We start from the raw sequence: 12044 nt of genomic DNA on the forward strand, positions 1-12044 counted from the left end.
TCTCAAGGGACAGATAGAGGCAGAATACAACGAATAGACTTTCTTGTCAATCTAAGGCAAAAAGGATTTAGCCCAGTTGAGTAGTTTTTTTGCTCCATCGAGAATGCTAGCGCCACGCATCAAAGGAACTGAAACTCCACTCGAGGAGGCCCCAAGTCTTTCTCCATAGAGGAGCAAACCAACCGTGGCCGCGTAAGCTGGGGTGGAAATCTCATCAACCAGTCCGGTCACTCCGGTTGGCTGCGCGATACGAACCGGCATCCGCAAAACTTCCTTCCCGACACCCGCAACTCCAACTGTTTCAGCCGCACCTCCGGTCACCACCAGCCCAGCAGGAAGCAGTCCAGCATAACCAGAGCGCTTTATTTCCATACCAATAAGGGTAAAAATCTCTGTCAAACGTGGTTTGATGATTCCGTCCGTCAAAGTTTTTTTGGACAAAACACCCAGATCCTCGGTCAAACCAAGTTTGGAAACGTCCAGCACATCTTCTTTCCTGGTTTTTCCCTCCTCGTCTTCGTCGGCTTTTCTTTTAGTTTGGTTGGAGAGTTCAAGTTTGATTTTTTCAGCCGATTCCAAGCTACCACGCAAGCCAATCGCCAAGTCATTGGTGATGTTGCGTCCTCCGATAGGGATGACGACTGAATGAGCAATTGAGCCGTCAACAAAAAGGGCGACATCAGTTGTCCCTCCGCCAATATCAACCAGGGCGACACCGAGCTCTTTTTCGGTGTCCGTCAAAGTAGAATGGGAAGCAGCAATTCCGGAAAAAACTAGCCCTTCGACATCAATCCCAACTTGCTGAATACATTTCACTAAATTGCGCATTGAAGTTGCTGCACCTGAAATAATATGGGTTTCGACTTCAAGGCGTACCCCAGTCATGCCAATAGGATCTTTGATACCTTCTTGAGAGTCCACAATGAAATCGCGGGGAATGACGTGGATAATTTCTCGAGAAGAGGGGATTGAAATAGCCCGAGCGGCTTCAGTGACACGACGAACATCTTCCTCACTGATCTCATTTTCTCCGCCGGCAACTGCTACCACACCGCGGGAATTGGCCGAAGCAATATGGGCTCCACCAACAGAAATAAAGGCAGCGCTGATCGACACACCGGCCATCCGCTCAGCTGCCTCAACACTTTCACTGATTGCGCTGACTGCTTCTTCGATATCAACTACTTGGCCTTTTCTCAAACCTCGAGCTTGAGAGGTCGAAACTCCAATTACAGTGAGTTCTTCTTCCCGAGAAGACGAAGCGATTAAAGTTGAAATTTTGGAACTGCCAACATCGATGCCTACTATGATTTTTTCTCTAGCCACTTTTTACCCCCAGGGTTCCTCGCGTTGTTGCGCGGGAAGGACAGACCCTTAAGCTATCTATATTCAACCACAAGGTTTTCAAATCGAAAATCTATTTTTTTTATTGCCTTACCGTCTATTTTAGCTTTAGCCAGAAGTGTTTGTAAAGTACTAACCTGCCTATCAGGGTCTTTCGAAGAAGAAAACGAGATTTTAATCTTGTTCAGGAGCAAGCTATAGTTTCCTTCCTCTGTTTTTGTCAAAGTCTGGCTCTCAATTTTTGATTTTGCCAGTCTATTTGTTAGTTCGTCCTCAAAGGAAGTCTTTGTTTCTTGCTTTGGTGCACTTTTTGGAGTAAAAACAGTGCCAATTTGTTTTACCAGCGAAGCTAGATTGTTTCTTTGATAGAAAAATACCAAAGCAACCGTACCCAGAACAACAAAGGTTACAATCACAATCTCAACCACCCGCAGCAAAAAAAGTCTTGGTTTGTAAACCGGTTTGGTGGAAAAGATTTTAGCAGCTGGCTTAGACGCTAGTCTTTTTCTCTGGAAGAATCTGATTTGTTTCATTTTCTTTGACCAATTTCTCAGCCTCTTCTACCAAAAGCCGGGCGGCATCATGGGCGACAAATTTTGAAGCCGCCTTAGCTGCTTTTTTGAACTGTCCGTAATTATCGAAAACGTATTTGATGCTTGAAAGCAAGCGCCTCGGTGTGAGTCTGTCTTGGGGCAAAATTAAAGCGGCCTTGAGATCGGACAAAACTGAAGCGTTTTTGGTTTGCTCGTCCCCACTCGACCAGGGAATCGGAATAAAAATTGCCGGTAAACACAGGGCAGCAACCTCAAAAACAGTGTTTGCCCCGGCTCGACTGACTATCAAAGAGCTGCGAGAAAAAATATCAGCCACTTCGTCACTGTTAAACCATTTGGCCGCCAGGTAACGGTTTTTCAGTCTTTTTGGTAGTTCCTGGACTTTTTTCTGTGCGTTCTCAAAATCTTTGTAAGCCTCGGAGGAACCGGTTTGATGAATTACTTCGTAGTTTTCCAAAAGATTGGGGAGAATTTCCTCCACTATCTCATTAATGACATGAGAGCCTTGATTTCCGCCGGTGATGTAGACTACCGGTCGAGCGCTACGTTTTCTCTCTAGATTCAAAATTTCTTTTCGAATCGGGTTTCCGGTCAGAACCACTTTCTCTTTAGCAAAAAACTCCTTTGAATCTTTCCAAGAGACCGCGATTTTTTTGACAAAGCGAGAAATCAGTCTAGTAGAAAGCCCACCTTTGAGGGTTTGCTCGTGGGTAATAGTGGGTATTCCCAAAACCCAGGCGGCAAAAATACTCGGGAAAGCCACGTAACTACCAAAAGACATGACAACATCTGGTTTTTCCTTACTTAAAATTGCCAAAGCTTGCAGACTACCGAGTGGAACTTTCGCCAAAGCAAGTATCGTATGTCTAGTAAATTTACGCTGCAATCTTCCGGCTTGGATTGAATAGAATTTTATTCCGAGGTTGGGAATAACCACTGATTCAGCACTCGGAGATTTGTCTCCTTCCATAGAATAGGCCCGACCAATGAAAATAATTTCGTTGTCTGGTTTTTTCTTGAGCTCATCAATGACCGCCAGTGCCGGAGTCAAGTGCCCACCTGTCAAAGCAATTTTCAACTTCGCTTCCTCCTATAGTCATGTAGTATACCAAACTAGCGCCGCCTGCGTTGGAGACGTTTCGCCGGCTGTAAATTAACCATCGGGCTCGTCTCATTGTTTTTGGCAATATTGAGTAAAAGAGCCACACCAAAGACAACGCTCACCAAAGAGCTACCGCCAAAAGAGATGAAAGGAAGCGGAACACCGGTCAGGGGGAGCAAAGCCACCATACCCGCAAGATTGATGAAAGCTTGCAAACCAAGCCAACTGGCAATACCAGCTGCCAAAAGCTGACCAAAACGATCTTTACACTGCCTGGCAATTTTAAAACCGCGAAGAACTATCAAAACAAAGACTCCTACCAAAAGTACTGAACCAATAAGGCCGAGCTCGTTGCCAATGACGGCAAAGATGGAATCAGTCGTCACTTCGGGGATATAGCCGTATTTTTGTCTTGATTGCCCCAGCCCTACTCCCCACCAACCACCACTGCCGAGAGCGATCAAGATTTGAGAAATATGGTAGGCTGCCCCTTGGGTATCAAGGCTTGGGTTGAGAAAAGTCAGAAAGCGCGCGCGGCGGTAGTCACTGCTCAAAATAAAAACCAAGGCGCTAACCAATCCAGCTGGAACAAGAAAAAGAAACTGCCACAGAGCTGCTCCCGAAAGAAAATAGATTGCTCCTCCGGTCAAAGCTATAATAGCCGCGGTACCAAAATCTCTTTGTAATAAAACAATGCCGGCTAGGATTGCGGTGACGATCAAAAAAGGAGCAAGCTTTATCTTCCGGGACAGCCAAGCCGAGAGATAAATGATGTAAGCTAGCTTTGCCAGTTCAGCTGGTTGAATTCCAAAACCACCGATATTGAGCCAGCGCTGCGCTCCATAGACCTTTACCCCCAAACCAGGAATAAAGACCATGAGTAGCAGAATGATAGCTCCAATAATCAGCAGCGGAGAAATATTTTCCCAAAATTTGTAATGAATTCGATAACCCACCACTCCCGCTCCTAAAGCTGCAAGAGCTGAAAATCCCTGTTGCTTAACTAAATGCCAAGGATCCCCAAAATCGCGCAAGCTGGTCACTGGAGAAGCGTTGTAGATCATTAGTAGCCCGAATAAAAGAAGTAGCAGGCTAGCTGCAAGGAGAACGAAATCAGTTCGGGAGTTTTGGGCAAGTCTCTTCATAGACAGGGTAGATCTTAGTATAAAACAAGATTTTACCTAGGACAACTTTTCTGCTTGCTGGGAAAATTTAAGAAGGCAGGAAAGAGTGATACCGCAAATTATTTCCGGTAGGGCCTTTGGAAACTCAAACCATTCTCTGGCTTCGATCTGCTCACTAATTTCCGGCTGTGGGTTTTCCTTTTCTTTCGGATCAAGTTGCGCTGCCCAAGCCACGTAGCCACTCTGATCCCAGCCGGTGTTGGCGGTGAAAGTGCCAATTTTGGTAAGCTTCCCTTGGCTGCCCCACTCTTCGGAAAGCTCCCGCACTGCGTTTTCTTCGTCGCTAACCCCCGAATCACCAAAACCACGGATGATTTCCCAACTCCAACTTTTTAACACCGGCCGCCAGTGTTTGATCAGACCAACGTAAACTTTGTTTCCTTCCTGGTAATATGGCACGACTGCCGGAGCAGTGTGCTCTGTTTTTACTAAAGTATCGTAAGCAAAGCCTTCTCCGGAAATGACTACCATATCGTAGCGTGCATTCACGGATGAATTAACGATGGATAAACCACCCTTCTCTTGATTAATTTCCCAACCCCGAGTAATTTTGACTCCTTTCTTTTCCGCCTCTTCAAAAGAAATCATTTCACTTGTTTTCATAAAACTACTATAGACCAATCTTTGCTCTTCTAACAACCTTGCTACTGCCTACGGGTCATTCTGATCCGCCGTCTGGCGGAGAAGAATCTCTTTAGATCCTTCGCTAAAGGCTCACGATGACACTTGTTTTGACAAAGACAGGTTAAGGTGAAATAATATTTACCAATGCCTGAAGAAATTACCACTCCGTCTCTTAACCAAGAGACAAAACCGAATTCTCAAAAGAAGCTGGATGTAAAGAAGACGCTAATTACAGTTATTGTAATTACGATCGTTGTTGGACTGATCGGTGGAGCGATTTTTTGGTACTCCTGGAACATGGTGAACCGAGAAGACAAAGGTGCGACTATAAAACAAGCTAGTTCTTCTGCACAAAAAGATGGAACTACTGATTGGAAGACTTATACAAATACAACCGCAGGTTATAAAATTAGCTACCCATCAACCTGGACTTTTGTGGTCGAAACTCCAAAGACACGTCCTGAACAAGAATACACTAGTGATAAATTTACCGGCACAGAAGGAGAAATTCGAGTAGATTATGGTACAGGTTTGGGTGGTGGTTGTGGTCCAACCCAAGAAGGACAGCTGAGTATTAAAAACTCAACCTTATCCGTTTGTGTAGTGAATCCAGACAATGCGGGAGGCAAAACTTATAATCTTTTAGGAGCAGTATCTGGAGAAAAGGAAGTAACTTGGAGAGGATTTATTACTGTAAACAAACCAGTTGCAACTAATGAAGAAATCGTTTTAAAAATAGTGGCATCAATAGAGACAACTAAGTAAGTTTCAAATTCCTCTAGAAAGAATTCACAATTTCCTTGAACTTTAATCCACGCTCTTTGTAATTTTCAAACATATCAAAACTTGCACAGGCGGGGGAGAGAAGAACGACTCCGTTTTTTGGAGTCACTTGAGTTGCCAATTTAACAATCTCTTCGAAACTGCCTGAACCGTGCAAGATCTTGGCTTTTAGTTTACCTGCTTTTTGAACCGCTTTTTCAATTTCGGGAGCAGTTTCTCCAATCAGAACTACGTTAACCAAATGTTTGTTGTTAACAATCTCCTCACCCAAAGCTGTGAAATCAGCATTCTTTGAACTACCACCCAAGATAATTGTCATCGGCTTTTCGAACGATTTTAGGGCGGCAATGGCGGTTTCTGGCGTGGTTGAGAAGGAATCGTTGTAAAAACTTTTCCCTTTCCACTCCCGAACTAACTCTAGACGATGTTCTAGTCCGGAAAACTCAGTCAAAACGTTTTTGATTGTTTGGGCTGAAACCCCTACTAACGAGACAGCGGCCGAGGCAGCAAGCGCATTTTCCAGGTTGTGTCTGCCGACAAGTCTAACCTCTGATGTTGGCAGGATTTCTTCGATTTTTCCGTGAAAGCGCCGCACTATTTTTTCATTTTTGACAAAAACTCCCGGATCATTTTCCTGCCCTAGACTGACCCAAACTTTTTCCGCCGGAGTTTGGTCTGCAAAATTAGCTGAGGTTTTGTAGTCAGCGTTGACGACGGCGAAATCCTTATTTGTTTGATGTCGAACAAGATTGTATTTCGCTTCTTGATACTCGGCAGTTGAGAGATGCCAATCAAGATGCTCAGAAGTCACCATCAGAACGACGGCGATATGTGGGCTCTTCTCTAAGTCCATCAGTTGGAAACTCGAAAGCTCAAGCACTACCCAATCACCAGGTTTTGTTTCATCCAAGAAAGACAGGGGTGGTTTGCCGATGTTTCCCCCGAGGAAAGCTTTTTTTCCCGCGGAAGTGAGCATTTCAGAAATCAAAGTTGAGGTCGTTCCCTTCCCTTTAGTTCCGGTCACGCCAATGATATTGGCTTGGCAAAGATCGAAAAAAATCCGAGTTTGAGAGGTGAGAGTCGAGCCAGATCTAACCGCTTCAACGAAAGCTGGTAAATCCGGTCGGAGCAAAGGAGTCCGAACAATGTAGTCAAAAGTGTTTAGCCCCTCCAGATAATTCTTTCCAGCTGCAATCTCAACTCCAAGATTCTTGAGCGGCTGAATTTCTTCTTCGGGCAGTTCCGAGAGATCTTTTTGATCTCGGGCTGAAACTTTGGCTCCGTGTTCAGCTAAATATTTGCTTGAAGACAAACCTTCGAGACCGAGTCCCACAACCGCGATTTTTTTGTTTGCGTACTTGAAAGCTGGCATTGCTGTAAATTTTAACCCCTGTAGAACTCTTAAACAATAAGAGCTCTGTAACTCGTTTCACTCCTTATAGCCAATTATTGCGACACCGCGTTTGTCTGTTCTTTCTGCACGAAAAGAATGAAACTTATCTGAATTGTGAATCGTGCAAATTCCTGAATCAAAAATATTCTTTTCTTTGATACCCTCGGCCAGTAGCTGTTTTGTTAAGCACTCTTGCAGGCTCAAAAAAAGTTTCCCGTCTCTTTTTTTGATCACTTCTTTCCCAAATTGCTTTTCAAAATCTTTCGCCAACTCTTCCTTTACTTCATAGCAACAGGATCGAGCCGAAGGACCAAAACTCACGAGTAAACGATCAGGAGCAATTCCCTCACAATTTAATTCCTTAACTACTTTCGCCGCCACGCCGCTTTTCACTCCGCGCCAACCGGCGTGGGCCATCGCGACAACCTTGGTCGTGGGGTCAAAATAAAGAACCGGAACGCAATCAGCCACCTGTACTGCCAAAAACACTTCTCTCTCCGCTGCAAGCAAACCGTCAGCACTATCTATTTGGCTGCCCTTGTCTTTCTTGCCGACCCAAACCACCCGATCACCATGAACTTGGTCCATTGCCACAATATCTTTTTCAGCTATGTCTCGGAAAGCAAGTGTTGAGTGAAAATCTTTTTCTTTGTCGGAAAAAGCTACCACCAAATTTTTGTCTGTAACTGTTGGGGAAAAATTCATTTTCCGAAAAGGGCAACGAAAAGGCCGAAGAAAGCGCTGACCGAACCAACCAGCCAAAATCTCATCGTGACTTTGGTCTCGTCCCAACCTTTGGCTTCAAAATGATGGTGAATCGGGGCAGCAATAAAAATTCTTTTTCCGCCGCGAGTTGCTTTCGAGATCCATTGCAGCAAGGAGGAAGAAGCTTCAATGACAAAAACCAAACCCACAAAAGGCAAGATCAAACTACTATCTATAAGTAGGGCAATCGTCGCCAGCATTGCTCCGAGAGCAAGGGCCCCGGTGTCCCCCAACCAAACCCGCGCCGGGAAAATATTGAAGTAAAGAAAGGCGAGAAGCGAGCCGAGAATGACAGCGATAAAAAGACTAACATCCTGATTGTGGATCCCGGCCAAGTACCAAATTGGTAGCAGAGCAATGACAATCAAACCAACCGCCAAACCATCGAGACCATCGGCAATGTTGACCGCGTTGGTGGTAGCAACAATCACTCCAGCCGCGAAAGGTATGTACCAGGCTCCAAGATTTAGAGTTGAGTTCAGTACCGGAACAGAAATTGAATTCAAACCAACTTCTTTGTAAAGCAGATAACCAATGATCAAAGCAATGACCCATTGCAGGAAAAATTTGAAACGAGTGCGCAGCCCCCAAGCACCTTGGGCCGAAAAGCCATAAAACTTGCGGATATCATCATAAAGACCTAAAAGACCGAAGGCAATCAAGGTCAGATAAAGAATTGCCGACGACCAATTGATCCCGTCTTTTTGTGTCAAAATATCGTACCCAGGTACTAGTTTATAGAAAATTACTGAAAGCACAATTGAAACCACGATGATCAAGACTCCACCCGCGTTTGGGGTGCCAACTTTCCAACCGTGCAACCTGTTTACCACGGAGGTAATCTGTCCAAAAATATCCTTTTGCGCTTCTTTCTGCCTTTGAAATTTAAGTCGGTAAAGCAAATTGATAAAAGGGACTGCCAAAACAAAAGTAATCAAGAAGGAAACCAAGAGGATTCCCATTAACTCTAGCATGAAATGATTTTACCACTAGAGAGGCCAAGCAAACAAATTACTGGTAAACTTGGTAACGGTGGGAGGCTAGCTCGTCAGAATCAACTTTCTTGCCTTTTAGAAGAAGAGGAATTCTCTCCAGATGTTTGAGGAGTGAGCCCTTCAAGTACCAGAGATCCCCTGGTCGCAAAAGTTCCTTGAGCTGACTAGCTGCCTCAAAGACATCGTCAGCATAAAAAACCCGATTTGGGTCCAAGCCTTTTTTGGCTTCTTCTTCAATAAATCTTGTCGCTGGTCCAACGCAAACCAAATAATCAAGCTTCATCGCCGCGACTTTTTTGCCCACCTGCCGATGCCCAGTTTCTTCATAATCACCCATTTCACCCATCTGCCCCAAGACAGCAATTTTTCTTTCTGCCTCACAATCTTCCAGAGTTTCCAAACCAGCCAAAGTTGAGGCCACATTGGCCCGGCGCGAGTCATTGAGAATAAAGGTCCCGGCAGGACCGTTCTCAAGGTTCATTCTTCCAGCTAGAGGCTCTATTTTTTCTAAACCTTTTTTTATTTGTTCTAAGGAGAGACGTTCTTCCAAACCAATACCAACGGCCAGAGCAGCAGTGTAGGCATGGTGTCGACCGATTAATTTTAGGTTTAACTCAATCTCCCCTTTGGGAATTTGGATCTTAACCCTGGTCCCCACGACTGAAACTTTGACTTCTCGGACCTGAATGTCAGCCTCTTTGCTGAAACCGTATTTAATGATTTTAATTTTTGCTCTGGAAACCATCTCCTGCACTCTCTGGTCGTCCCAGTTACAGAGTAAGTAACCTTTGGCTGGCAAAATAGAAAGCAGTTCTCCTTTTTCCTTCATGATCCCTTCCAAAGAGCCGAGGTGGTCACGGTCAGCATGCACCGGAGCAATACCAGTCAAAACTCCAACCGAGGGTCTAATCATTTTGAAGTACTGCCTCATCTGCCCAAAACCGTCAACACCAAGCTCGACGACGACGTATTTTTCGTCTTTTAGGCTGCGTATCAGCGCCGGAATGGAAAAAATTGGGTCAAGATTGAGATCGGTCTGGGCCACTTTGTATTTTTCTGAAAGAGCTGCGGTAATTGCAACCGCAGAGTTGGTTTTACCATAGCTACCAGTGATGCCAATTACCCTAATACCCAGCCTGGACATTTTCCGAGCCGCCAATTTTCTTTCAAGCAGATGGTAAATATTTTTAAGAAAATTCATTTTAGCCTCCGAAAACGCTTCTTTTTATCGAATTCTTCAAAACCAAAATCGACCAACTTATTAAGTAAATCTTTATAGCTCAATCCAGTTGCTTGCCAAAGTCGCCGGCACATACTGGTTGCAGTTAAACCTGGCATCGTATTGACCTCACTAACAAAAAGTTTTCTTCTACCTTCATCAAAAAGAAAATCAACTCTACAAATGCCACGAAGTTCTATGACTTCAAAAGCTTTTTTGGAAACATCGATAATCTCTTCCACAATCTCCGGATCAATTTTTGCAGGAATTGTCGGTTCGGAGGATTTAATATACTTTGCTTCAAAATCAAAAAACTCGTTCTCCCCTCTTGCTTCTCCTACCAAGGAATGGGAAGGTTTTTCGTTGCCAATCCAAGAAATACAAAGTTCCCTAATATCTTCCACTGCTTCTTCAACAACTACTTTATCGCCGAAAGTAAAAGCCTCACCAATTGCTTTTTTCAGCTCGTTTTTTTCTTTAATTTTGATAATACCAATACTTGATCCCAGACTAGACGGTTTAACAAATACAGGTAGTCTTAATTCGTCGAGTTTTTTCTCGATTTCATGGTCAAAGTGGGATTTTCTAACAGTTACAAACTTCACTACTGGCAAACCTATCTCTTTCCAAACTTCTTTACTTAGCTCTTTATCCATACCCAAAGCTGACCCAATTACACCACAACCCACGTAGGGAAGATCGTAGATTTCAAATAGGCCCTGAATAGTTCCATCCTCTCCATAACTCCCATGTAATACGGGAAAAGCAATATCGACTCCTTCCAAAGCTTTCTCGATAGTTGTTCTTTCACCGTTAACCAGCCACTCACCGTTTTTTTCTATCAAAATTGCGCGGACATCGAAGTTCTCCTTATCCAGGTTTTCGACCACGCTTTTTCCTGATTCAAGAGAAATTTCATGTTCGGTTGACTTTCCGCCGAAAATTACCGCAACTGTCTTTTTCATTTGTAAATCCTTGTCACTCGGTTGCTTAAATTGACCGCCACTTCGTAAGGAGAGGTTTGAAGCTGGTCAGCCACTTCTTCAATTCGAATCGTCTCTTTTCCATCTGAACCAATCAGGGTAACTTCTTCGCCATCACGAATGTCCTCGTTAATATCGGTAATGTCGGCAGCTGCCTGATCCATGGAGACCCGTCCAGCTAGAGGTACCCGTCTTCCCTTTATAATAACCTCACCCCAATTGTGCGGAGCCCGACGAAAGCCGTCCCCATAACCCACTGCAAGTGTGGCAATCCGACTTGGTCGGTCAACTCGAAAAGCCCGTCCGTAACCTACGGTTTCTCCAGGACTGAGCTCGTGGACTTGAACTACCTCGGTTTTAAAAGTTAAAGCTGGCTTCAGTCTTTGATCAAAAGTTAATTTACTATTGCGGTTGATACCAAGTACCGCCAAACCAGAACGAACCATATTAAAGTGAGAGTCGGGGTAACCAAAAATCGCGCTTGACGCGGACGCACTTTTGATCGGAATTTTGATACCATTACTTTCAAGCTCTTCAACAACTTTTTTGAATCTCTCCAACTGCTCTGCAGTAAATTCCTCATCGTCGTCAGCATCGGCAAAGTGAGTAAAAATACCTGCAATCTCCAAATTGGGAAAGTCCGTGAGTTTCTTGCAGAAATAAAGGACCTGGTCTGGCTCAAGACCGAGCCGGTGCATCCCAGTATCAACCTTGATCCAAACTTTGGCAATTTTGTCCTTTCTCCTTGCTGCTGTAACCAAAGCTTTGGCAACATCAAGATTTTTGATTGTTGCCGTAACATCATAGTCAATCATGTCCTCGTAATTCTCCGCGGGAGTGTAGCCCAAAATTAATATTGGAAGTCTGATTCCGGCTTCACGCAATTGTTTAGCCTCAAAAAAAGCAGAAACCCCAAACATATCTACTCCCCAGTCAGCGGCAATTTTGGCAACTCCGAGTGCACCATGACCATAAGCATTAGCTTTTACCACCGACATGATTTTTACTTCCTCACCAACCCTTTCTCTGATCAAGGAAAGGTTGTTTCTTATTGCTTCCGAATCGATTTCTACCCACGCCAATCTTGGTAGAGCCATT

Annotated in this window: 12 protein-coding genes; 1 reads left to right on the top strand and 11 read right to left on the bottom strand. The window is 44.3% G+C overall.

Features of this window, described 5'->3' with window-relative positions; genetic code table 11:
- Positions 1-51 precede the first annotated feature (51 nt).
- The 5 genes from ftsA to Q8P13_03880 are packed head-to-tail and all read right to left on the bottom strand — an operon-like array spanning position 52 to position 4787.
- A complete protein-coding gene (gene ftsA, locus Q8P13_03860) occupies positions 52-1326 on the bottom strand; it encodes a cell division protein FtsA (protein MDP2671559.1) in 1275 nt (424 codons plus the stop codon).
- 53 nt (positions 1327-1379) lie between these two features.
- The gene (locus tag Q8P13_03865) at positions 1380-1877 is read right to left on the bottom strand and encodes a hypothetical protein (GenBank protein MDP2671560.1); all 498 of its coding nucleotides are present in this window, start codon (positions 1875-1877) and stop codon (positions 1380-1382) included.
- Entirely contained in the window at positions 1834-2976 is a 1143-nt protein-coding gene (locus tag Q8P13_03870) for a UDP-N-acetylglucosamine--N-acetylmuramyl-(pentapeptide) pyrophosphoryl-undecaprenol N-acetylglucosamine transferase (protein ID MDP2671561.1), read from the bottom strand. Before Q8P13_03870 ends, Q8P13_03865 begins: the two co-directional genes overlap by 44 nt.
- 35 nt (positions 2977-3011) lie before the next feature.
- A complete protein-coding gene (ftsW, locus tag Q8P13_03875) occupies positions 3012-4145 on the bottom strand; it encodes a putative lipid II flippase FtsW (protein MDP2671562.1) in 1134 nt (377 codons plus the stop codon).
- Between the two features lie 36 nt (positions 4146-4181).
- Complete coding sequence (locus Q8P13_03880) at positions 4182-4787, bottom strand: NUDIX domain-containing protein (GenBank protein ID MDP2671563.1); 606 nt, start codon at positions 4785-4787, stop codon at positions 4182-4184.
- Between the two features lie 165 nt (positions 4788-4952).
- Here Q8P13_03880 and Q8P13_03885 point away from each other — a divergent pair, with 165 nt between their 5' ends.
- The gene (locus Q8P13_03885) at positions 4953-5573 is read left to right on the top strand and encodes a PsbP-related protein (GenBank protein ID MDP2671564.1); all 621 of its coding nucleotides are present in this window, start codon (positions 4953-4955) and stop codon (positions 5571-5573) included.
- Positions 5574-5586: 13 nt separating this feature from the next.
- Here Q8P13_03885 and murD read toward each other — a convergent pair whose 3' ends face one another.
- From murD to alr, 6 genes are read right to left on the bottom strand one after another with little or no spacing between them, the layout of a single operon-like run.
- Positions 5587-6963, bottom strand: a complete 1377-nt coding sequence (murD, locus tag Q8P13_03890) for a UDP-N-acetylmuramoyl-L-alanine--D-glutamate ligase (GenBank protein MDP2671565.1) — start codon at positions 6961-6963, stop codon at positions 5587-5589.
- 57 nt (positions 6964-7020) lie between these two features.
- A complete protein-coding gene (gene pgeF, locus Q8P13_03895; protein ID MDP2671566.1) occupies positions 7021-7689 on the bottom strand; it encodes a peptidoglycan editing factor PgeF in 669 nt (222 codons plus the stop codon).
- Positions 7686-8723 (bottom strand): phospho-N-acetylmuramoyl-pentapeptide-transferase, encoded by a 1038-nt coding sequence (mraY, locus tag Q8P13_03900; GenBank protein ID MDP2671567.1) that lies wholly within the window; start codon positions 8721-8723, stop codon positions 7686-7688. Before mraY ends, pgeF begins: the two co-directional genes overlap by 4 nt.
- A gap of 37 nt (positions 8724-8760) precedes the next feature.
- Positions 8761-9945, bottom strand: coding sequence for a UDP-N-acetylmuramoyl-tripeptide--D-alanyl-D-alanine ligase (gene murF, locus Q8P13_03905; GenBank protein MDP2671568.1), 1185 nt, complete (start codon positions 9943-9945; stop codon positions 8761-8763).
- Positions 9942-10928, bottom strand: coding sequence for a D-alanine--D-alanine ligase family protein (locus Q8P13_03910; GenBank protein MDP2671569.1), 987 nt, complete (start codon positions 10926-10928; stop codon positions 9942-9944). The genes murF and Q8P13_03910 overlap by 4 nt, the downstream gene beginning before the upstream one ends.
- Positions 10925-12043 carry an alanine racemase gene (alr, locus tag Q8P13_03915; GenBank protein ID MDP2671570.1) on the bottom strand — a complete coding sequence of 373 codons (1119 nt, stop codon included), beginning with the start codon at positions 12041-12043 and terminating at the stop codon, positions 10925-10927. Before alr ends, Q8P13_03910 begins: the two co-directional genes overlap by 4 nt.
- Position 12044: the final 1 nt, after the last annotated feature.

It is taken from the genome of bacterium (assembly GCA_030704665.1).
In the GTDB taxonomy this organism is placed as follows: Bacteria; Patescibacteriota; Microgenomatia; order Woykebacterales; family RBG-16-39-9b; genus JAUYID01.